Here is a 20,697-nt window from a genome sequence, read left to right as displayed (position 1 = left end):
GCCCTGCGCCTATCGTGTGCGGCATGAGTGACACCCCTCCTGAGACGCCCGACTTCGACGCCATGACCCGCGACATCGCCGAGGTCCCGGCGGTCGAGGTGATCGTGACGGTCGCCGTCAACCTGATGAGCGCCGCCGCCGTGAAGCTGGGGCTGACCGAGGAGGGCGAGGCGCACAAGGACCTGGACGAGGCCCGCAAGCTGGTGCACGCGCTCGCCGGTCTGCTCGACGCGACCGCGACCGAGATCAGCTCGTTCCACGCGGCCCCGCTGCGCGACGGTCTGAAGTCGCTCCAGCTGGCGTTCCGCGAGGCCTCGCTGGTCCCGGACGAGCCGGGCCAGGGCCCGGGCGAGAAGTACACCGGCCCGGTCTACGGCTGAGACTCTCCCGCTATCCCCGCACGTACAAGGGCTCGCCCGGTGGCGTCGCCCCGGCCGGCAGCAGTGCCAGGTCGAGGCCGCGCACCAGGCGGGCCCTCAGTGTCTCGTCGGCGGCCAGCCGCTCGGCGACGGCGCGGGCGGCCTTCGCCGGGTCGGCGCCGGGGTCCAGGAGCAGCGCCAGCGTGCCGTCGGCGCGGCCCGGCCCGAGGTGCGCCCGCAGTACGGCGGGTTCGGCGGCCACGGCGGCGCGTACGGCGTCGGTGACGGCCGGGTCGGCGAGGGGGTCGGTCGTCGTACGTCCCTCCGCCAGCGCCAGCAGGACCGGTCCGGTCAGCTCGAACGGCACCGGTCCGGCCAGGTCCAGTACGACCGTGTCCGCCTTCTCGTGCGCGGCGGCCTGGAGCGCCTGGTGCACGGGGACGGCGACGGGGCGGGCGGCGGGGTCCCAGCGGGCGAGCGACCCGGTGGAGGTGAAGGCGGGCAGGGCGGTGCGTCCGCCGGCCTTGAGGGTGGGGACGGCCATGTCGCTGGTCTTCTCGCGGCGCAGCCCGTTCTCGTCCTCCTCGACCTCGCCCAGGACGGCCACGACGGGTACGAGCAGCCGGGCGCCCTTGAGCGCCTCCAGTACGGGCGCCAGGGCGGTGCGGTCCTCGGCCCAGGCGGCGAGCGCGGCGCTCAGCCGGGGGTCGGCGGAGCCGTCGTCGTCGGAGAAGGCGGAGTCGGGGATGTTCTTGTTCGCCACGGTCCCCGACCCTATCCGGGCGCGGACGGCGGCCCTCATCCGCCTCTCAGGCATCTCTCACCCGTATCGTCCCCGGCCAGGCGTCCGTGGGCGGGGAGGCATCGGTGGGAACGGTGGAGCCGGTGGAGCCGGTCGTGGACCGTGACGCGGTGCTGGCCGGGGCCATGGCGGCGGTGACCGTACCGGACGGCGCCGAGGTGTCGGTGGCGGTGCTCGACGCGGACTCGGGCGCGGGCGCCGCGTACGGCACGGGCCTGTTCGACACGGCGAGCGTCGTCAAGGTGGACATCCTGGCCGCGCTGCTGCTCCGGGCGCAGGACGCGGGCCGGTCACCGGCCGGGGCCGAGAAGGCGTACGCCGCCGCCATGATCGAGCACAGCGACAACGACTCGGCGTCGGCCCTGTGGCGGGCGATCGGGGCGGCGGACGGGCTGGACGCGGCGAACGAGCGCTTCGGGCTCACCCGCACCGAGGGCGGCGAGGACGGGCTGTGGGGGCTGACGCGGACCACCGCCGCCGACCGGATCGCGCTGCTGCGGCAGGTGTTCGTGGCCGACGGCTCGGAACTGAGCGCGGCCTCACGGGCGTACGCGCGAGGGCTGATGGGGCGGATCGCCGCCGGTCAGCGGTGGGGGGTGTCGGCGGCGGCCGACGGCACCGGCGGCGGGTCGGCATGGGCGCTGAAGAACGGCTGGCTGCGGCGCGGCACCACCGGACTGTGGGTGGTCAACAGCATCGGGCGGGTCACCTCGGGCGGGCGCGACCGGCTGGTGGCGGTGCTGTCGCGGGGCAGCGCGACGCGGGCGGAGGGAATCGCGCTGACCGAGGCGGCGGCGCGGGCGGCGGTGTCCGTGTTCGCCGGGGAGGACGGTGCCGGCCCCGGTCAGAACGTGTCGTAGGGTGCGCGGCGGCCCCGCCACAGGACGACGGCCGCCACCACGAGGACGCCGCCGGCGCCGCCGGCGAGGGGGGCGGCCCAGGCTGAGGTGGGGTCGTCGGAGGCGGGGGCGTCCGGGCCGGAGCCGAAGTACTTCTCGCCGTACGCCGCCGACGTCAGGCCCTCCGGCTTCAGGCGTCCGGCCGCCTCGATGGCGGCCGCGGGGTCGACGAAGCCGTGGCCGCGGGAGTCGTCGCGGCCCTCGACGGGGGCGTTGCGGGCCGTGTCCTCCAGCAGGCCCTTGACCTGGGCGGGGGTGAGGCCCGGGTGGGCCGACTTCACCAGGGCGGCGGCGCCGGAGACGAAGGCGGAGGCGGCGCTGGTGCCCCAGCCCTCGTAGTAGCGGTGGTCGGGGTCGGCGATGATCACGTCGACGCCGGGGGCGCTGACCGTGGCGTACCAGCGGCGGGTGGAGAAGGAGGCGCGGGTGCCGTAGCGGTCGACGGCGGTGGCGGCGATGACGCCCGGGTAGGCGGCCGGGTAGGAGATGTGGTCGCCCTTCTCGCCGCCGTTCCCGGCGGAGGCGACGACGACCACGCCCTTCCTCAGGGCGTACTGGATGGCCTCGTCCTCGGCGGGTTCGGGGTGGGCGGAGGCGGAGTCGTCGCCGAGGGAGAGGTTGATGATGTCGGCGCCGTGGTCGGCGGCCCAGCGGATGCCCTCGGCCAGCGCGTTGCCGCGGGTCTTGCGGGCCTTGGCACGGCTGGGGTCGCCGTCCTCGAGGATCACCCGCAGGGGCAGGATCCTCGCCTCCGGGGCGATGCCCATGACGCCGTCGGCGTTGCCGGGCCCGTGGCCGTGACCGGCGATGATCCCGGCCATGGCGGTGCCGTGCCGGGCCCAGGAGCGGTCACCCTCGCGCGCGCCGAAGCCGACCAGGTCCTTGCCGGCCAGGACGTTGCCGGCCAGGTCCGGGTGGTCGGCCTCGACGCCGGTGTCCAGGACGGCGACGGTGACGCCGGCGCCCTTGGTGGTCCGCCACGCCTCGTCGGTGTGCATGGCGTCCAGGGCCCACTGCTGGGCGCGGATGCCGTCGGCGTGGGCGGCGGGCGCCGGCACGAGGACGAGGGCGGCGGCGAGGAGCAGGCTGAGGGCGCCGCCTGCACGGCGGGTGGGGACGTTCACGAGGGGTGCTCCGTGGCGGGGCCGACGTTCTTGCGCAGGGCACGTTCGACGCGGTCGGCGAGGCCCTGCGCCTCGTGGCCGAGGCCGGCCTGGGCGGGGGCCGAGCCGGCGCCGGATTCCATGGCCTCCTCGGCGGGCTCGGGCTCGTCGACGGTGCGGCCGTCGGCCCAGCCGGAGACGGCGTAGACGACGACGGGGGCGTCGGTGAGCACGGAGACGGTCCACGAGGCCCGCTGCGGCGCGCCGAAGCCGGCGGCGACGGTGTCCTTCGCGGCGTACGGCAGGGGCATGAGGTCGGTGCGGCGGCCCAGGCCCTCCTTGTCGAACCGGCCGGCCAGCGATGTCATCGCGGCGGCGTCGGCCTTGGCGAAGAGCAGGCCGACGGTGGTGACGTGGCTGCGGGTGGCGTCGGCGTAGGTGGCGCGCAGCAGGCGGCGGCAGCCGAGCGGGTCGAGGGCCTTGGCGAGGAGCGGGTCGAAGGCGCCCGCGCAGTCGCCGTCGGGGGCGACCGCGACCCGCGTCCAGGTGCGGTCGGCGCCGCCGGGGCCGGCGCCCCGGCCCCGCACGGTGGGCGGGAAGAGCTGGTCGACGGGCACGCTGTGCCACAGGTCCCGGGCCTCGGTGAACGCGCTGCGCGCGCCACCGTCCCCGGAGTCCCCCGCGAGCCAGCTGCCGGTCAGTGCGCCGGTGACGAGTCCCAGCCCGAGCACGAGGCACACGGCCGCCGCGACGGCCTGCGGCCGTGACCGCCCGCCGAGCGGACGCGGCCGGGCGAACGCGTCGTACCCCTCGGGCTCCCCCAACGACACATGGGGCCGCCCGTCGCCGGGGGCCGGCGGGACGGTCCAGGACAGCGCGGGGTCGGGCCGGGTACCGGCGCCGGCCGGGGCGGGTGCGGGTGCGGTGTGGCGCGGTGCGGGGGCGGTGTGGCGCGGTGGGGGTGCGGGGTGGCGCTCCGGGGGCGCTGCTTCCGCTTCCGCCGCCGGCTCCGGCTCCGCCGGGATCGGGCGGAGCCGCCTGGTCGTCTCGGAGGGGGTCTCCGCGGGGGCGCCGGGGCGGTGGGGCGCGGGCCCGGCTGAGCGCGGCCGCGCGGGTCGCGACGCGGTGGCCCCGTGCCGGGGCTCCGCATGAGCGCCGGGTCCGCCGGGAGAAGCGCCTGCCGGACGGTGGGGCGACGTGCCCGGGGCGGTGCCGTCGCGCTGAGCCCGGTCGCGAGCGGCGGGCGCGGGGTCCGGACGGTGGGCCGACGCGCCGGGCACGGTAGCGCCTCGCCGGGGTTCCGCGGGGCCGGCGGGGCGGTGGGGTGCGGGGGTCGCGGGGGGCGCCGGGCGGTGTGCCTGCGCCGCGTCGCTCGCGTCCGGGGCCTCGCGGCCGACGGTGGGCGGGGCGTCGGGGAAACGGGCGGATGCGCGGGGAGGCGGGGGCGCGGGGTCGGCTTCCCCGGAGTCGTCCAGCCGGAAGCGCGGGTAGGGCTGCCGGGCGCCGGGGACCTCGGGGCCGCCGCCCTGGCGGGTGCCGGGGTCCTGGCGGGTGCCGGGGTCCTGGGCGGCGCCGGGGTCCCGGCGGGTGCCGTAGTCCTGGACGATGCCGGGGTCCTGCCGGGTGCCGGTGCCCTGGACCGTGTCGGTGTCCTGGCGGGGGCCGTAGTCCTGGCGGGTGCCGAGGTCCTGGTGGCTTCGTGTGCCCTGGGCGACGCCGGTAGCCCGCTCGCCCTCGACGCTCCGGGGGGCCTCGGGGCCGCGAGCCGCCTCCGGGCGCGGCGGGGTCTCCGAGCCGCGAGAGGTCTCAAGGCCGGACGGGGTCTCCGGGCGCGGCGAGGTACCGGGGCGCGGCGGAGCCACCGGACGCGGCGGGTTGCCGGGGCGCGGCGGGGTGTCGGGACGTGGCGGAGTCGCCGGGGGCGGTGGGGCCTCCGGACCGCGAGGGGTGGCATCCGGACCGCGAGGGGTGGCCTGCGGACCGCGAGGGGTGGCATCCGGGCGCGGTGAGGGCTCCGAGGTGGGTGGGGTCTGGGGGTGCGGCGGGAAGGAGGGGCGGCGTGCGTCCGTGCTCATGCACCCCCCGTTTCCTCGGGCCCGGGCCGTTCTCCGGCGCGGGCCGGTGATGTGGTCTCCTGCCCCGGCCCGGCGCGGAACGCTCCGTCCCGGGCACGCATACCCGCACGGGCGGACCACCGTCCCGGCGCGGAGCCCGGGGCCCCGGCCGCCGGGGGCCGTGCCGCCGTGCGTGCGCGTCACTCTACGGCGTGACCCCGCCCGGCGGGGAACCAGTCCGCGCGCCCGTGGCATTGGCCCGGAACGTCCCCCTACCCTGCGGTAATCCTGTCTGGCAGGCTGCGTTCATGACTGCTCGCGCCGCCGACCGGGCCCGTTACGACCGGGCCACCGCCCATCTGGACGCCCCCGTCGCGATCGTCGACCTCGATGCCTTCGACGCGAACGCGGACGACCTGGTCCGCCGGGCCGGCGGCAAGCCGATCCGGGTCGCCAGCAAGTCCGTACGCTGCCGGGCCCTGCTCGAACGCACCCTGGCCAGGGACGGGTTCGCCGGTGTCATGTCGTACACGCTGGCCGAGTCCCTGTGGCTGGCGCGCTCCGGTTTCGAGGACGTGCTCCTCGCCTACCCGTCGGCGGACCGCGCCCGGTACGCCGAGCTGGCCGCCGACCCCAAGCTCGCCTCTGCCGTGACCGTGATGGTCGACGATCCGGCCCAGTTGGACCTCATCGACGCGGCCCGCGACGGCGGCCGGGAGACGGTATGCGTCTGCCTGGAGCTGGACACGTCCCTGCGGCTGCTCGGCGGGCGCGTGCGGGTCGGAGCCCGGCGCTCCCCGCTGCACTCCCCCGCCGAGGTCGCCGACCTGGCCCGCGCGGTGACCCGCCGCGAGGGCTTCGAGGTCGTCGGCATCATGGCGTACGAGGGTCATGTCGCCGGTGTCGGGGACGCGGTGGCGGGGCGTCCGCTGCGGTCGCGGGCCGTGCGGCTGATGCAGGCCGCCGCCCGCCGGGAACTCGCCGAGCGGCGTGCCGCGGTGGTGCGGGCGGTCCGGGCCGTCGTGCCCGGCCTGGAGTTCGTCAACGGCGGCGGCACGGGCAGTGTGCAGCACACCGCCGCGGAGGACGCGGTGACGGAGATCGCCGCCGGGTCCGGACTGTACGTGCCGCGGCTGTTCGACAACTACACGTCGTTCCGGGGCCGTCCCGCGGCGCTCTTCGCGCAGCCCGTCGTACGGCGTCCCGGGGTCGGGGTGGTGACCGTCCTCGGCGGCGGCTACCCGGCCTCCGGCGCGGCCGGCACCGACCGGCTGCCGGTGCCGTACCTGCCCGAGGGGCTGCGCTACGACCCCCAGGAGGGCGCCGGCGAGGTGCAGACGCCGCTGCTCGGCTCCCCCGCCGACGACCTGCTCATCGGCGACAAGGTGTGGTTCCGGCACGCCAAGGCCGGTGAGCTGTGCGAGCGGTTCGACGCGCTGCACCTGGTGGAGGGGGACGCGGTGACGGCGACGGTGCCGACGTACCGGGGCGAGGGGCACACCTTCCTGTAGGCGGGCCGGTCCGGCGCGGTCAGGCGGACGGGCCGATGCCGCTGCCCACTCCGCCGCCCGTGTCCGCGTCGCCGACGGGCCGTATGCCCTTGGTGATCCTGTCCATGTCGGCGAGCGGCGGTCCGTCCGCACCGGCGTCGAAGACGTAGCGGACGAGGATCGGGGACTCGGTGCCGACGGTGGAGGGGAACACCATCGACTGGACGTGACCGCCGGGGCCCTTGGCGGTCGTCACCCGCCAGCGCACGTAGTACCCGGCGCGTCCGGCGACCGCCACCGGTCCGGCCGCCACCTCCTCGTGGGACTCGATGCCGCCGAAGGGCTTGTTGCCGATCAGGTCGCGGTCGTAGGCGTCGTCGGCCGCGTCCTCGATGTCCTGTTCGGCCAGGGCCTTCGGGGAGGACTCGGTGTTCGCCGTGACGGTGCGGGAGATGACGAGACCGTGTCGGCACACGCCCCCGTCGCCGGGGCAGTCGTAGGTGCCGTCCGTGGTCATCATGACGTCGTCCTCGGTGACGTACTCGGGCAGGACCCAGCCCGTCGGCAGCGGGAAGGTGATGCCGTTCAGCTGGTCCTCGACCACGGCCGGGCCGCCGGCGGAGGAGGCGGAGGGCGAGGGGGAGGGGGCCGGGGGTGTGCTCGTCGGCGCCGGGGCGCCGGAGGTCGCGGTGGCCGGCGGGGTCCGGGCCTGCGGGCCGTCCTCGTCCTGGCCCAGGACGAGGACGCCGGCGACGACCGCGGCGACCAGTACGGCCGCGGCGGTGGTGAGGGCCACGGCCCGGCCGCGCCCGCCACCGCCTTGCTGGAGCGGCTGGGGGTGGGGGTGCGGTTGCCGCTGGGGCTGGGCGGGCTGGTGAGGGGGCGGGGGTGCTCCGTAGCCGGTGGTCCCGGGCGCGCGCCGGTGCTCCGTCCAGGCCGTACCGTCCCACCAGCGTTCCTGGTGCGGGGCCGACGGATCGGGGTACCAGCCGGGCGGCGGCGTCATGCTCATCCCGGCACTGTAGGACGCCGCCCCCGGCCTGCTACAGCGGTGTGACGTACGCCCCGGAGATCCCGCCGTCCACGAGGAAGTCGGTGGCGTTGACGAAGGAGGAGTCGTCGCTGGCCAGGAAGGCGACGGCGGCGGCGATCTCCCGCGCCTCGGCGAATCGCCCGAGCGGAATGTGGACGAGGCGGCGCGCGGCCCGCTCCGGGTCCTTGGCGAACAGTTCCTGGAGCAGCGGGGTGTTGACCGGCCCCGGGCACAGCGCGTTGACCCGGATGCCCTCCCGCGCGAACTGCACGCCCAGTTCCCGGGACAGGGCGAGGACGCCGCCCTTGGACGCGGTGTACGAGATCTGCGACGTGGCCGCGCCCATCCGGGCCACGAAGGACGCGGTGTTGATGATGGAGCCCCGGCCCTGGCGCCGCATGTAGGGCAGGGCGGCCTTGCAGCACAGGTAGACGGAGGTGAGGTTGACCTCCTGGACACGCTTCCACGCCTCCAGGCCGGTCTCCAGGATGGAGTCGTCGTCGGGCGGTGAGATGCCGGCGTTGTTGAAGGCGACGTCCACGCTGCCGTAGGTGTCGTGCGCCGCCGCGAACAGCGCCTCGACCTGCCCGGGGTCGGTGACGTCGGCCTTGACGAAGGTCCCGCCGGTCTCCTCGGCGGCCGCCTTGCCCCGTGCCTCGTCCACGTCGCCGCAGACGACGTGCGCGCCCTCGGCGGCCAGGCGGCGCACCGAGGCGAGGCCGATGCCGCTGCCGGCTCCGGTGACGACGGCGGTGCGGCCGACGAGCCTGCGGCAGACGATGTCTTCGCTCACTGTGCGGGGTCCTCCGTGTGCGACGGGACGTTACGGGACGGTGCTGATGAAGACGTTCTTGGTCTCGGTGAAGGCGGTCAGCGCGTCCGGGCCCAGTTCGCGGCCGAGGCCGGACTGCTTGAACCCGCCGAACGGTGTCCAGTAGCGGACGCTGGAGTGGGAGTTGACCGACAGGTTGCCCGCGCGGACCGCCTGGGACACGCGCAGGGCGCGGCCGACGTCCCGGGTCCACAGCGAGCCGGACAGGCCGTAGTCGGTGGCGTCGGCCAGGCGGATCGCGTCGGCCTCGTCCTCGAAGGGCAGGACGACGGCGACGGGGCCGAAGACCTCCTCGACGGCCACGCGCGCGCGGGCGTCGACCCCGGTGAGGACGGTCGGCGGGAACCAGAAGCCGGGGCCGCCCTCGGGGGCCTTGCCGCGGATGCCGTCGGCGTCGGCGGGGACGTAGGAGCGGACGCGGTCCAGTTGGGCGCGGGAGATCAGCGGGCCCATGTCGGTGCTCTCGTCGGCCGGGTCGCCGACGCGGACGGACTCGATCGCGGGGGCCAGCAGGGCGAGGAAGCGGTCGTACACCGTGCGCTGGACGAGGATGCGGGTGCGGGCGCAGCAGTCCTGGCCGGAGTTGTCGAGGAAGGACATCGGTGTGGCGGCCGCGGCGGCCTCGATGTCGGCGTCGGCGAAGACGATGTTGGGGCTCTTGCCGCCGAGTTCGAGGGTGACGGGCTTGAGGAGGGCCGCACCCTTGGCCGCCACCTGCCGGCCGACCGCCGTCGAGCCCGTGAAGACGATCTTCGCGACGCCCGGGTGTTCGACGAGCGCGTTCCCGGCGAGGGGTCCGTGTCCGGGCAGCACCTGGAACAGGCCCTCGGGGAGACCGGCGGCCAGGGCGAGTTCGGCCAGGCGCAGCGCGGTCAGCGGAGTCGTCTCGGCGGGCTTGAGGAGGACCGCGTTGCCCGCCGCGAGCGCCGGCGCGGTGCCCCAGGCCGCGATCGGCATCGGGAAGTTCCAGGGCGCGATGACGCCGACCACGCCGAGGGGTTCGAGGATGGTCACGTCCAGGCCGCCGGCGACCGGGATCTGGCGTCCGGTGAGCCGCTCCACTCCCCCGGCGGCGTAGTCGAGGAGGTCCCGGACGTTACCGGCCTCCCAGCGGGCGTTGCCGAGGGTGTGCCCGGCCTGAGCGACCTCCAGCCGGGCCAGCTCCTCGAGGTGCTCGTCGACGAGCGCGGCGAACCGGCGCAGCAGCCGGGCCCGGTCGCCGGGGGCGAGGGCGGCCCAGGTGGTCTGCGCCCGGGCGGCCCGGCCCACGGCGGCGTCGACGTCGGCCGCGGAGGCGGCGGGGGCGGTGGCGAGGACCTCTTCGGTGGCGGGGTTCAGTACGACCAGTGCGTCGGACAACCGGTGCCTCACATGCGTTCGAAGGAGCGGCGCAGTTCCCAGTCGGTGACGGCGGCGTCGTAGGCGTCGACCTCCACGCGCGCCATGTTGCGGTAGTGGGCGACGACCTCGTCGCCGAAGGCGGCCTTGGCGAGGGCGCTGTTCTCCCAGAGTTCGGCGGCCTCGCGCAGGGTGGTGGGGACGTGTTCGTAGCCGGCGGTGTAGGCGTTGCCCGTGCAGGGTTCGGGCAGCTCCAGGCGCTGCTCGACGCCGTGCAGACCGGCCGCGACCATGCCGGCCACCGCGAGGTACGGGTTGACGTCGCCGCCGGGGAGCCGGTTCTCGAAGCGCAGGGAACGGCCGTGGCCGACGACGCGCAGGGCGCAGGTGCGGTTGTCGCGGCCCCAGGCGACGGCGGTCGGCGCGAAGGAGCCGGGCTGGAAGCGCTTGTACGAGTTGATGTGGGGGGCGTACAGGAGCGAGAACTCGCGCAGCGCCACCAGTTGCCCGGCGAGGAAGTGCCGCATGACGTCGGACATGCCGCCTTCCCGGTCGCCGGCCATGGCGCTGTTGCCGTCGGCGTCGGCCAGGGAGAGGTGGATGTGGCAGGAGTTGCCCTCGCGCTCGTCGTACTTGGCCATGAAGGTGAGGGACATGCCCTCCTGGGCGGCGATCTCCTTGGCGCCCGTCTTGTAGACCGCGTGCTGGTCACAGGTGACCAGGGCCTCGTCGTAGCGGAAGACGATCTCGTGCTGGCCGGGGTTGCACTCGCCCTTGGCGGACTCGACGCTGAGGCCGGCGCCCGCCATCTCGTTGCGGATGCGGCGCAGCAGCGGCTCGACGCGGCCGGTGCCGAGGACCGAGTAGTCGATGTTGTACTGGTTGGCCGGGGTCAGGCCGCGGTAGTTCGCGTCCCAGGCCTGTTCGTAGGTGTCGCGGAAGACGATGAACTCCAGCTCGGTGCCGGCCTGGGCCGTGTACCCGTGTCCGGCGAGGCGCTCCAGCTGGCGGCGCAGGATCTGGCGGGGCGCGGCGGGCACCGGGGAGCCGTCCTCCCAGGCGAGGTCGGCGACGACCATCGCGGTGCCCTCGTTCCACGGCAGGCGGCGCAGGGTGGACATGTCGGCGTGCATCGCGAAGTCGCCGTAGCCGCGGTCCCAGGAGGACATGGCGTAGCCGTCGACGGTGTTCATGTCGGCGTCGACGGCGAGGAGGTAGTTGCAGCCCTCGGTGCCGTGTCGCAGGACCTCGTCGAGGAAGAAGCGCGCGGCGAACCGCTTGCCCTGGAGGCGCCCCTGCATGTCGGGGAAGGCCAGGACGACGGTGTCAAGGTCACCGGCGGCGACGAGCGCGTGCAGTTCCTCGACCCCGAGCGGGGGTGTGCGGTCGGGCACGGGAGGGCCTCCTTCTGGCCGGGAGCCATAAGGTATTGCCGGGAACCATTGGTTGGGAAGGGGGCGCGGCCGCATGCCGGAGGAAACCGGCGGGAGCGCGACGGGGCGGGCCGGCGGGGGCGCGCCCGGGCGGGTCGGCGGGAGCGTGACGGACCGGCTCGCGCCGGTGCTGCGGCCGGTGCGGGCGGGCAACGGCTTCGAGGAGGCGCTGGAGCAGATCCTCCAGGTGGTCCGGCTGGGCCTGGTGGCCGGGGGCGAGCGGCTGCCGGCCGAGCGGGAACTGGCGGAGCGGCTGGGCATCAGCCGGGTGACGCTGCGCGAGGTGCTACGGGTGCTCCAGGACCAAGGGCTGGTCCAGGCGCGGCGCGGGCGGTACGGCGGAACGTTCGTGCTGCCGCGCGCGGACGCGGGCGGTCAAGGCGAGCTGCGGCGCCGGGTCGCCGGGGTCGACATCGAGGACGTCCTGCGCTTCCGGGAGGTGCTGGAGTCGGGGGCGGCCGGGCTGTGCGCCGCGCACGGGCTGACGGACGCGCGGGCGGCTCGGCTGCGCGAGGCACTGGCGGCCACCCGGGACGCGCCGCTGGCCGAGTACCGGCGGCTGGACACCCGGCTCCACCTCACGCTCGCGGAGCTGTGCGGCTCCCCCGCGCTGGCCGGGCAGTACGCGGCCGTCCGGGCGACCCTGAACGACCTGCTGGACTGCATTCCGCTGCTGGTGCGCAACCTGGAGCACTCCCAGCGGCAGCACGGCGCCCTGGTGGAGGCCGTGCTCGACCGGGACGCGGACGGGGCGCGGGAGATCGCCCGGGAGCACTGCGCGGGAACGGCCGCGCTGCTGCGCGGGTTCCTGACGTGAGCGCGGGTGGCGTCTTGCCGTGGGACCGTGCTGCGGCAAAGGTATGGGGACGGTCCATTGAGGGAAGGTCGCGGGAGGGCGGATGGCGGGCAGGCCGCTGATCGGCGTCAGTACGTACCTGGAGCCCGGGGCGCGCTGGGGTGTCTGGGAGCTGGAGGCGGCGCTGCTGCCGGCCGGGTATCCGCGGCTCGTGCAGCGCGCGGGCGGACTGGCCGCGATGCTCCCGCCGGACGCGCCGGAGCACGCCGCCGCCACCGTCGCCCGCCTCGACGGGCTGGTCATCGCGGGCGGCCCGGACGTGGAACCGGTCCGCTACGGCGCCGAGCCCGGCCCGCGCACCGGCCCGCCCGCGCGGGCCCGGGACACCTGGGAGCTGGCGCTGATCGAGGCGGCCCTGGCCGCGCGCGTGCCGCTGCTGGGCGTCTGCCGGGGCATGCAGTTGCTCAACGTCGCCCTGGGCGGCACCCTCGTCCAGCACATCGAGGGCCACGCCGAGGTGGTGGGCGTCTTCGGCGGCCACCCGGTCAAGCCGGTACCGGGGTCGTTGTACGCGGGTGTGGTGCCCGAGGAGACGTTCGTGCCGACGTACCACCACCAGGCGGTGGACCGGCTCGGCACGGGCCTGGTCGCGTCGGCCCACGCGGCGGACGGCACGGTGGAGGCCCTCGAACTGCCTCAGGGCCCCGGCTGGGTCCTCGGCGTGCAGTGGCACCCGGAGATGGACGAGGACGTACGGGTGATGCGGGCACTGGTGGACGCGGCGCGGGCGGGGGCGCCCCGGCGCACCCCGCCGGCAGTCCTACGCCCGCGTCAGTGACAGCAGCTGCCGGGCCGGCCCCGTGGGCCGGTGGCCCGTGGGCCAGACCGCGCGCAGGTCGCGGGCCAGGGCGACGTCCGCCACCGGCACGCGCACCAGGCGGCGGGTCGTCAGCTCCTCGCCGACGGCGAGTTCGCTGAGTACGGAGGGGCCGGCGCCGCTCACCGCCGCCGCCTTCACCGCGGTGGTCGACGACAGTTCGATCAGCGGCCGGGCCAGGCCGCCCAGGGCCGCGTCCAGGACCTGCCGGGTGCCCGAGCCCTTCTCCCGCAGGATCAGCGGGGTCGCCGCCAGCTCCGCCGCCGCGAGCGGGCGCCGGCGCCGGGCCCACGGGTGACCGGGCGCCGCCACCACGATCAGCCGGTCGTGCGCGATGACGGCGGAGTCCAGGCCGGCCGGGACGCTGACCCCCTCCACGAAGCCCAGGTCGGCCTCGCCCGACAGCAGCCGCTCGGCCACCGCCGCGGAGTTGCCGGCCAGCAGCGAGACCGCGGTGTCCGGCAGCTGGGCCCGCAGGGCGACCAGCCAGCCCGGCAGCAGGTACTCGGCGATCGTCATGCTGGCCGCCACCCGCAGCCGTGAGTCCCGCCGGTCCCGCAGCGCCTGCGCGCCCGCGTCGAACGCCTCGGCCGCCTCCACGACCCGGCGCGCCCAGTCCGTGACCAGCGCCCCGGCGTCGGTGAGCCGGGAGCCGCGCGGCGAGCGGTCCACCAGGGCGACCCCCAGCTGGCGTTCCATCGAGCGGACGCGGCTGCTGGCGGCCGGCTGGGTGATGCCCAGCTCACGCGCCGCCCCGCCGAGACTGCCCAGGCGCGCCACGGCCAGGAGCAGTTCCAGGGCCCCGAGATCCGGTACCCGGTGCGCCAACGACCCCGCCCGCTCCGTACCGACCCTTTCAGTACCCGCCCGCTCCGCACTGCTCATAACCACAGCTTATGCCCTCATAGGGACATGCTCCCTGGTCAGGGGCTTTCGCCCACGGGACCGTGGGGACATGGTCACCGCCGCCCAGCCCCTGTCCCCCGTGCCCGCCGCCGTCCCGGCCCGGCGCGTGCCGTCCGTCCGTCATCTCGGACCGAACTGGTACGCCTGCGTCATGGGCACCGCCGTCGTCGGTACGGCGGGGGCCGGGCTCCCGGGGCACGTGCCCGGGCTGCGCACCGCCTGCACCGCGGTCTGGGCGCTGTCCCTCGTCCTGCTGGCGGTGCTGCTGGTGGCCCGGTCCCTGCACTGGCTCCACCACCGCGACCAGGCCCGCGCACAACTGCTGGACGCGGCGGCGGCCCCGTTCTACGGCTGTCCGGCGATGGCCCTGCTGGCCGTCGCCGGCGGTGCCCTGACCGTCGGGCGGGACTGGACCGGCACCCCGGCCGCGGTCGCCCTGGCCGCCGTGCTGTTCACCGCCGGCACGGCCGTCGGACTCGTGTCGGCGGTCGCCGTGCCGTACCTGATGGCCGTACGGCACCGGATAGAGCCCGGTCAGGCCAGTCCCGTGTGGCTGCTGCCGCTGGTCGCGCCGATGGTGTCCGCGGCCGTGGGGCCGCTGCTGGTCCCGCACCTCCCGCCGGGGCAGCCCCGCGAGACGCTGCTGCTGGCCTGCGTGGCGATGTTCGGGGTGAGTCTGCTCGCGACGCTGGTGACCCTCCCGGTGATCTTCGGACGGCTGCTCACCGGCGGTCCGCTGCCGCTCGCGCTCACGCCGTCGCTGTTCCTGGTGCTGGGCCCGCTCGGGCAGTCGACGACCGCGGTGGGGAAGTTCGCCGAGGTGGCGCCCGGGGCCGTCCCGGGGCCGTACGCCGAGGGGTTCGGGGTGCTGGCCGTCCTGTACGGCGTCCCCGTGATGGGCTTCGCCCTGATGTGGCTGTGCCTCGCCGCCGCGCACGTCGTGCGGGCCCGGCGCGCGGGCATGGGCTTCTCGATGACCTGGTGGTCGTTCACCTTCCCGGTGGGGACCTGCGTCACCGGCGCCGAGGCGCTGGCCCGGCACACCGGGCTCGCCGCCTACGACGGGCTCACCGTCGTCCTGTACGCCGTCCTCGTCACCGCCTGGGCCGTCGCCGCCGTGCAGACCGCGCGCGGCCTGGTCAGCGGCGCGCTGCTCGCAGGGCCGCGCCCAGCACCCGGGGCGCCGCGGCCAGCGACGGCCCGTACCAGGTGAGGTACCGCCCGTCGACGAGGGCGCAGGGCAGGCCCGGGAAGGCCTCCGGGCCGTCGTCGGCGGTGAAGCGGTACGGCTCGTCGGGGAGGACCACGAGGTCCGGGCGGGCCGCCCGCAGTTCCTCGACCGGGACCTTCGGGTAGCGCTCGGCGTGGGAGGCGTGGACGTGGTCGATCCCGAGGCGGGCCAGTACGTCGCCGGCGAAGGTGTCGCGGCCCAGCACCATCCAGGGCCGGCGCCAGATCGGCACCACGGCCGTACGGCGCTGCCCGGGGGCCGGGGACGGCAGGGACGACCAGGCGGCCTCCGCCTCGTCCAGCCACCGGGGCCTGGACGGCGCGCCGCAGGCGGTCAGCACGCGGTCCAGCTCGGTGAGGGCCTGCGGCACGGTGCGCACCTCGGTCACCAGCACCTCCACGCCCGCCGCGCGCAGGGCGTCCAGGTCCGGGGCGCGGTTCTCCTCCTCGTTGGCGACCACCAGGTCGGGGGCGAGCGCGAGGACGCGGTCGGTCCCCGGGTTCTTCGTGCCGCCGACGCGTACGACGTCGAGGCCGGCCGGGTGGGTGCACCAGTCGGTGGCGCCGACGAGGACGCCGGGAACCGTGGCGGCCACGGCCTCCGTCAGGGACGGCACCAGGGAGACCACCCTCACCGGCACGTCCTCACCAGGTCGTCCTCACCGGCGAGGGCCTTCACGGACCGCCTCGATGTGCTCGGCGACGGCGACCACGATCAGGCGGGTGTCGGGCACCGTGGCCCGCCAGCGGTGCCGTACCCCGCCGGTCAGGTACAGCGTGTCACCGCGCCCCAGCCGGTAGGCGCGGCCCTCGGCCTCGATCTCCACCGCGCCCTCGGCCACGAACATCAACTGGTCGTTGCGGTACTGGAGTTCGCGGCCGGCGTCGTGGTCGCCGGTGAACTCCGAGGCGTGCATCTGGTGGTGCCCGCGGACCAGTGAGCGCACCCTGGGCGCGAACCCGGGTTCGGGGTCCTCGGCGCGGACCACGTCGACGCTGCACGCGGGGTCGGCGGCGGCGAGCAGCTCCACGGCGGTGGTGCGCAGGGCGTCGGCCACCTTCTCCAGGGAGCTCTGGCTGGGCCGCGCCCGGTCGTTCTCGATCTGGCTCAGGAAGGGCACGGACAGGCCGCTGCGCTCGGACACCACGGCGAGGGTGAGGTCGAGGCCCCGGCGCCGCCGCCGTACGGCAGCGCCCACCCGGAGGGGCTGATCTTTGTGGTCGCCCATCGCTCCGGCTCCCTCCTTCACCCGTCGTCGTACCGTTGCGGTGCCCCGGTCGGGGCGCCGGCGTCCTGTTGAGTTCTCTGCACCCTACGCATGTTCGGCAAACCGTTTCATGCGGCCGTCACATCGATGTCACGGTGCGGTGGCCGCGATCTCACAGTTCTCGCCACCGCGCGGCCCGCCCGTCCGACGTGCCGGACGCCTTACCGGTTCAAGGATCCGACATCTCTCCATGTTCCCACCAGCCTCTCGCGCACCTTGGAACGAGGCTCAGGCGCGGGGTTGGCGCTCCGTGGTTGGCCAAATCCTTACCGTGCCCGGGACCGTGTCCCGGCCCGGGTCCGGAGGCCGGCGCGAGGACACGGCGGACACGGCCGAGGGGTGGCCGGTACGGCGGTGCGGTACCGGTGCCGTGCGGTCGCGCGGCGATCGTACGGTGGTGCTACTGCGGGGTCATCCGGCCGACCATGTCCGGGTGCTCCTCGAGCCACGCGGCCACGGCTTCCTCCTCGTGCCCCTGCCCGCGGTCCTTGATCTCGGCCTCCAGGGTGCCGAGCTCGTCCTCGGTCATGTGGAAGCCCTTGATCCACTCGGTGAGCCGCGGGTACTGCTCGGGGAACTTCTTGCTGGAGATGGTGCGGATCGTGTTGCCCTCGCCGAAGGCCTTCTTCGGGTCCTTCAGCTTGGTCAGCTCGTAGTCGCTGTACGCCCAGTGCGGGGACCACAGGGTGACCGCGACCGGCTCCTTCTTGGCGTAGGCGCGCTTCAGCTCGGCCAGCATCGCCGGGGTGGAGCCGTCCACGACCTCGTACTCGTCCTCCAGGCCGTAGGCCGGCAGCACCTCGTTCTTGGCGAGCTGCATCTCACCGGTGCCGGGCTCGATGCCGATGATCTTCCCGTCGAAGAGGCCGGCCTTGCCCTTGAGGTCCGCGAGGGACTTGACGTCCTTCACGTACGAGGGGACGGCGATCTCCAGGGAGGTCGGCTCGTACCAGGTGCCGAGGTCGGTGAGGTTGTCCTTGTTCTTCTCCCAGTAGTTCTTCTGGGCGTGGGGCAACCAGGCGTCGAAGTTGAGGTCGAGGTCGCCGGAGGCCAGGCCGGTGTAGACCGGGCCGACGTCCATCTGCTTCAGGTTCATCTTGTAGCCGCGACGCTCCAGGACGTTCTTCCACAGGTAGGTGACGGCGACGTCCTCCTCCCAGGGGAACCAGGCCACGTCCAGGGCCCGCTTCGCCTCGGGCGGGGTGGAACCGGCGCCGCCCTCGACCGGGGCGAGCTTGTCCACCAGACCCGGGTTGCTCTTCAGCCAGGTGCGGACGGCGTCCTGCTGCTTGCCCTTGCCGGCCTTGTTGATCTCGGCTTCCAGGCTGGTGAGCTGCTTCTCGTCGAGCGTGAAGTCCTTCATCCACTTGGCGGCCGTGGGGTCGTCGCCGGCGAAGCCCTTGCGGGACAGCGTGTGCACGCCGTCGCCCTCGCCCCAGGCGCCCTTGGGGTCCTTGAGCTTCTTCAGGTCGAGGTCGTTGTACGCCCAGTGCGGGGACCAGAGCGTGACGACGATCGGTTCCTTCTTGCTCATGGCCCGCTTCAGCTCGGCCAGCATCGCCGGGGTGGAGCTGTCGACGACCTTGTACTCCTCGTCGAGGCCGTACGCCTTGGTGACCTTGTCCTTCAGCAGGGCCATCTCACCGGCGCTGGACTCGATGCCGGTGATCTTCCCGCCGAAGAGGCCGGCCTTCCCCTTGAGGTCCGCCAGCGTGTTGACATCCTTCATGTACGCCGGGACGGTCAGCTCCAGCGACGTCTCGTCGTACCAGGAGCCGAGGTCGTCGAGCCGGTCGCCGTACTTCTTCCAGTACTGCTCGTGGGTGGTCGGCAGCCAGGAGTTGGTGACGATGTCGATGTCGCCCTGGGCCAGGGAGGTGTAGAGCGGCCCGGCGTCGAACTGCTTGGCCTCCACCTCGTAACCGCGCTGTTCGAGGATCTCCTTCCACAGGAAGGTGGAGGCGACGCCCTCGTCCCACGGGACGTAGCCGAGGGTGACCTTCTTGCCCTGGCCGACGTTCTTGCCGCCGGCGACGGTCTCGGAGTCGCCCGAGCCGCCGAACATGCCCATGCCGCCGGCCACCAGGGCCAGGATCACGACGCCGATCACGGCGACCTGCGGACGCGGCCGGTAGGACCAGATCTTCAGGCCGCTCGCGGCACGGGCCTTGGCGGCGGCCCGCCGGCCGAGCGGCGAGACCTGGGTGCCCAGGGCGCTGGTCATGCGGTCCAGGTAGATCGCGAGGATCACGATGGCGACACCGGACTCGGAGCCGAGGCCGACGTTGAGCTGGCCGATGGCCTCGTTGACGTCGCCGCCGAGGCCGCCGGTGCCGACCATGCCGGCGATCGCGGCCATGGACAGGCCGAGCATGATGACCTGGTTGACGCCCGCCATCACCGTCGGCAGCGCCAGCGGGAGCTGGACGCGCAGCAGGGTGTTGCGGGGGGTGGTGCCGAAGGCCTCGGCGGCCTCGACCAGCTCCTTGTCGACCTGGCGGATGCCCAGCTCGGTCATGCGCACGCCCGGGGCCAGCGCGAAGATCAGGGTGGCGACGATGCCCGCGGAGGCACCGGTGCCGAAGAACAGGATCGCCGGGATGAGGTAGATCATCGCGGGCAGCGTCTGCATGAAGTCCAGCACCGGCCGGACGATGCCGCTGACCCGGTCGGAGCGGGCGGCCCAGATGCCCACGGGCACCGCGACGACCAGGGCGATGATGGTCGCGACGAGCACCAGCGACAAGGTGATCATCGCGTTCTCCCACAGTTCCATGGAGACGATGAACGCGAATCCGAGGAAGGTGAGAACACCGGCGAGCGTGCCGCGCAGCCAGAAGGCGATGACCGCGAAGATGCCGACGAGCAGGAGCGGTTCGGGCGCCTGGAGGACGGCGTTGATGCCGTCGTAGGTGCCGGTGAAGATGGTCTTGAGGAAGTCGAAGAGCCACGCGACATGGGCGAGCAGCCAGTCGACGGCCTCGTTGACCCAGTCGCCGAGCGGAATCCTAGGCACGGGCCATCACCTTCTCCGGGCCCTTGTCCCGCGGGGAGTCGCAGGTGCCGGCGTCGGCCTGCTCGTCACCGAGGAAGCCGACGAGGCGGCGGGAGGGGACCACGCCCACGAGGTCGCCGTCGCCGTCGAGGACCGCGACGGCGTGCGGCACGCGCGCGCTGATCGCGCACAGCTCGGTGAACGGCGTCTCGGGCGTCGCCGTCTCGCACGTGCAGTCGGCCTCGTCGCCGCGCAGTTCCGTCTCCATGACGGCGCGGGCGGTGAGGACGCGCGAGCGGTCGACGTCCTGGGTGAAGGAGGCGACGTACTCGTTGGCAGGACGGATCAGGATGTCCTGCGCGGTGCCTATCTGCACGATCCGGCCGTCCCGCATGACGGCGATGCGGTCGCCCAGGCGCATGGCCTCGTTGAGGTCGTGGGTGATGAAGACGATGGTCTTCTTCAGGGTCTTCTGCAGTTCGAGCAGCTGGTCCTGCATGTCGCGGCGGATCAGCGGGTCGAGGGCGCTGAAGGACTCGTCCATCAGCAGCAGGTCGGCGTCGGTGGCGAGCGCGCGGGCGAGGCCGACGCGCTGCTGCATACCGCCGGACAGCTCGTCGGGCCAGGACTTCTCCCAGCCGGCCAGGCCGCACAGGGCGAGCGCCTCGTCGGCGCGGCGTTCGCGCTCGGCGCGGGGCACGCCCTGCACTTCGAGACCGTAGGCAGCGTTGTCACGGACGCTGCGGTGGGGGAAGAGCGCGAAGTGCTGGAAGACCATGCTGATCTTCTTGGAGCGGACGTCGCGCAGCTGTCGTTCACCGATCTCGGTGAGGTCCTGGCCGCCGAAGCGGACGTGCCCGGCGGTCGGCTCCAGCAGCCCGTTGAGCATGCGCAGCAGCGTGGACTTGCCGGACCCGGACAGCCCCATGACGACGAAGATCTCGCCGGGCTCCACGGTGAAGGAGGCGTCGATGACGGCGGCCGTGGTGCCGTCGGCCCGCAGTTCCTCCCGGTCGGTTCCCTGGCGCAGTCGCTGGACCGCCTGGTCCGGTTTTCTGCCGAAGACCTTGTACAGGTTCTCGGCCTCTAGCCTGGCTGACACGCTTACCTCTTGGATCGGGGGCAGGGGCAGGGGCGTGGAAACTCGCTCATGCGCAGACTCGTCGAGCGAGGAATCGTCGATACGAAGACTCGCTAACAGTTGAATGCATCAACCAGCTTCGGCCCGGGAGCGCACCTGCCCTGATGCCCTCGACCCAAACATATGAGTGACCCAGTTCAC

18 protein-coding genes are annotated in these 20,697 nt (G+C 74.3%); 6 read left to right on the top strand and 12 right to left on the bottom strand.

Annotated features, from left to right (window positions below; translation table 11 throughout):
- The first annotated feature begins 23 nt into the window (after positions 1 to 23).
- Entirely contained in the window at positions 24 to 380 is a 357-nt protein-coding gene (locus ACFIF2_RS30760; protein ID WP_055416031.1) for a DUF1844 domain-containing protein, read from the top strand.
- A 10-nt stretch (positions 381 to 390) separates the two neighbouring features.
- On the opposite strand, the gene ACFIF2_RS30755 is transcribed toward ACFIF2_RS30760, so the two are convergent.
- Positions 391 to 1,122: an SseB family protein gene (locus ACFIF2_RS30755; RefSeq protein ID WP_395576535.1), complete on the bottom strand. Its 732-nt coding sequence runs from the start codon at positions 1,120 to 1,122 to the stop codon at positions 391 to 393.
- A gap of 65 nt (positions 1,123 to 1,187) precedes the next feature.
- Here ACFIF2_RS30755 and ACFIF2_RS30750 point away from each other — a divergent pair, with 65 nt between their 5' ends.
- Positions 1,188 to 2,021 (top strand): hypothetical protein, encoded by an 834-nt coding sequence (locus ACFIF2_RS30750; protein ID WP_395576581.1) that lies wholly within the window; start codon positions 1,188 to 1,190, stop codon positions 2,019 to 2,021.
- Here the strand turns inward: ACFIF2_RS30750 and mycP are convergent.
- On the bottom strand, positions 2,006 to 3,184 hold the full coding sequence (gene mycP, locus ACFIF2_RS30745; RefSeq protein WP_395576534.1) for a type VII secretion-associated serine protease mycosin: 1,179 nt from the start codon (positions 3,182 to 3,184) through the stop codon (positions 2,006 to 2,008). The genes ACFIF2_RS30750 and mycP overlap by 16 nt on opposite strands.
- Positions 3,181 to 5,025 (bottom strand): hypothetical protein, encoded by a 1,845-nt coding sequence (locus ACFIF2_RS30740; protein ID WP_395576533.1) that lies wholly within the window; start codon positions 5,023 to 5,025, stop codon positions 3,181 to 3,183. The genes mycP and ACFIF2_RS30740 overlap by 4 nt, the downstream gene beginning before the upstream one ends.
- A 500-nt stretch (positions 5,026 to 5,525) precedes the next feature.
- Here ACFIF2_RS30740 and ACFIF2_RS30735 point away from each other — a divergent pair, with 500 nt between their 5' ends.
- Entirely contained in the window at positions 5,526 to 6,728 is a 1,203-nt protein-coding gene (locus ACFIF2_RS30735) for an amino acid deaminase/aldolase (RefSeq protein WP_395576532.1), read from the top strand.
- Positions 6,729 to 6,747: 19 nt separating this feature from the next.
- Here ACFIF2_RS30735 and ACFIF2_RS30730 read toward each other — a convergent pair whose 3' ends face one another.
- The 4 genes from ACFIF2_RS30730 to ACFIF2_RS30715 are packed head-to-tail and all read right to left on the bottom strand — an operon-like array spanning position 6,748 to position 11,304.
- The gene (locus ACFIF2_RS30730; RefSeq protein ID WP_395576580.1) at positions 6,748 to 7,713 is read right to left on the bottom strand and encodes a DUF2510 domain-containing protein; all 966 of its coding nucleotides are present in this window, start codon (positions 7,711 to 7,713) and stop codon (positions 6,748 to 6,750) included.
- Positions 7,714 to 7,750: 37 nt separating this feature from the next.
- Entirely contained in the window at positions 7,751 to 8,533 is a 783-nt protein-coding gene (locus ACFIF2_RS30725) for a 3-oxoacyl-ACP reductase (protein WP_395576531.1), read from the bottom strand.
- Between the two features lie 30 nt (positions 8,534 to 8,563).
- Positions 8,564 to 9,931: an aldehyde dehydrogenase family protein gene (locus ACFIF2_RS30720; RefSeq protein ID WP_395576530.1), complete on the bottom strand. Its 1,368-nt coding sequence runs from the start codon at positions 9,929 to 9,931 to the stop codon at positions 8,564 to 8,566.
- Between the two features lie 8 nt (positions 9,932 to 9,939).
- On the bottom strand, positions 9,940 to 11,304 hold the full coding sequence (locus ACFIF2_RS30715; protein ID WP_395576529.1) for a glutamine synthetase family protein: 1,365 nt from the start codon (positions 11,302 to 11,304) through the stop codon (positions 9,940 to 9,942).
- Between the two features lie 73 nt (positions 11,305 to 11,377).
- Here ACFIF2_RS30715 and ACFIF2_RS30710 point away from each other — a divergent pair, with 73 nt between their 5' ends.
- Positions 11,378 to 12,160 (top strand): FadR/GntR family transcriptional regulator, encoded by a 783-nt coding sequence (locus ACFIF2_RS30710; protein WP_395576528.1) that lies wholly within the window; start codon positions 11,378 to 11,380, stop codon positions 12,158 to 12,160.
- Between the two features lie 82 nt (positions 12,161 to 12,242).
- Positions 12,243 to 12,977, top strand: coding sequence for a gamma-glutamyl-gamma-aminobutyrate hydrolase family protein (locus tag ACFIF2_RS30705; protein WP_395576527.1), 735 nt, complete (start codon positions 12,243 to 12,245; stop codon positions 12,975 to 12,977).
- Here the strand turns inward: ACFIF2_RS30705 and ACFIF2_RS30700 are convergent.
- Positions 12,960 to 13,901: a LysR family transcriptional regulator gene (locus ACFIF2_RS30700; RefSeq protein WP_395576526.1), complete on the bottom strand. Its 942-nt coding sequence runs from the start codon at positions 13,899 to 13,901 to the stop codon at positions 12,960 to 12,962. The two genes, ACFIF2_RS30705 and ACFIF2_RS30700, sit on opposite strands and share 18 nt — an antisense overlap.
- Before the next feature lie 70 nt (positions 13,902 to 13,971).
- Here ACFIF2_RS30700 and ACFIF2_RS30695 point away from each other — a divergent pair, with 70 nt between their 5' ends.
- The gene (locus ACFIF2_RS30695; RefSeq protein WP_395576525.1) at positions 13,972 to 15,135 is read left to right on the top strand and encodes a TDT family transporter; all 1,164 of its coding nucleotides are present in this window, start codon (positions 13,972 to 13,974) and stop codon (positions 15,133 to 15,135) included.
- Here ACFIF2_RS30695 and ACFIF2_RS30690 read toward each other — a convergent pair.
- From ACFIF2_RS30690 to ACFIF2_RS30675, 4 genes are all read right to left on the bottom strand, one after another.
- The gene (locus ACFIF2_RS30690; RefSeq protein WP_395576524.1) at positions 15,062 to 15,787 is read right to left on the bottom strand and encodes a helical backbone metal receptor; all 726 of its coding nucleotides are present in this window, start codon (positions 15,785 to 15,787) and stop codon (positions 15,062 to 15,064) included. The two genes, ACFIF2_RS30695 and ACFIF2_RS30690, sit on opposite strands and share 74 nt — an antisense overlap.
- A gap of 24 nt (positions 15,788 to 15,811) precedes the next feature.
- Complete coding sequence (locus tag ACFIF2_RS30685; RefSeq protein WP_395576523.1) at positions 15,812 to 16,381, bottom strand: helix-turn-helix domain-containing protein; 570 nt, start codon at positions 16,379 to 16,381, stop codon at positions 15,812 to 15,814.
- A 439-nt stretch (positions 16,382 to 16,820) separates the two neighbouring features.
- Positions 16,821 to 19,436, bottom strand: a complete 2,616-nt coding sequence (locus tag ACFIF2_RS30680) for an ABC transporter permease/substrate binding protein (protein ID WP_395576522.1) — start codon at positions 19,434 to 19,436, stop codon at positions 16,821 to 16,823.
- Positions 19,429 to 20,517 carry a glycine betaine/L-proline ABC transporter ATP-binding protein gene (locus tag ACFIF2_RS30675; protein WP_395576521.1) on the bottom strand — a complete coding sequence of 363 codons (1,089 nt, stop codon included), beginning with the start codon at positions 20,515 to 20,517 and terminating at the stop codon, positions 19,429 to 19,431. The genes ACFIF2_RS30680 and ACFIF2_RS30675 overlap by 8 nt, the downstream gene beginning before the upstream one ends.
- Positions 20,518 to 20,697: the final 180 nt, after the last annotated feature.

It is taken from the genome of Streptomyces sp. BK79, from assembly GCF_044142145.1.
GTDB lineage: Bacteria > Actinomycetota > Actinomycetes > Streptomycetales > Streptomycetaceae > Streptomyces.
The sequence above is the reverse complement of the archived record's forward strand: the minus strand, read 5'-3'. Positions and strand labels throughout refer to the sequence as shown.

Coding starts and splice junctions, on each gene's coding strand:
- ACFIF2_RS30700 (WP_395576526.1), bottom strand. CDS start 13,901: ATGAGCAGTGCGGAGCGGGCGGGTACTGAAAGGGTCGGTACGGAGCGG.
- ACFIF2_RS30695 (WP_395576525.1), top strand. CDS start 13,972: ATGGTCACCGCCGCCCAGCCCCTGTCCCCCGTGCCCGCCGCCGTCCCG.
- ACFIF2_RS30710 (WP_395576528.1), top strand. CDS start 11,378: ATGCCGGAGGAAACCGGCGGGAGCGCGACGGGGCGGGCCGGCGGGGGC.
- ACFIF2_RS30685 (WP_395576523.1), bottom strand. CDS start 16,381: ATGGGCGACCACAAAGATCAGCCCCTCCGGGTGGGCGCTGCCGTACGG.
- ACFIF2_RS30730 (WP_395576580.1), bottom strand. CDS start 7,713: ATGACGCCGCCGCCCGGCTGGTACCCCGATCCGTCGGCCCCGCACCAG.
- ACFIF2_RS30705 (WP_395576527.1), top strand. CDS start 12,243: ATGGCGGGCAGGCCGCTGATCGGCGTCAGTACGTACCTGGAGCCCGGG.
- ACFIF2_RS30760 (WP_055416031.1), top strand. CDS start 24: ATGAGTGACACCCCTCCTGAGACGCCCGACTTCGACGCCATGACCCGC.
- ACFIF2_RS30735 (WP_395576532.1), top strand. CDS start 5,526: ATGACTGCTCGCGCCGCCGACCGGGCCCGTTACGACCGGGCCACCGCC.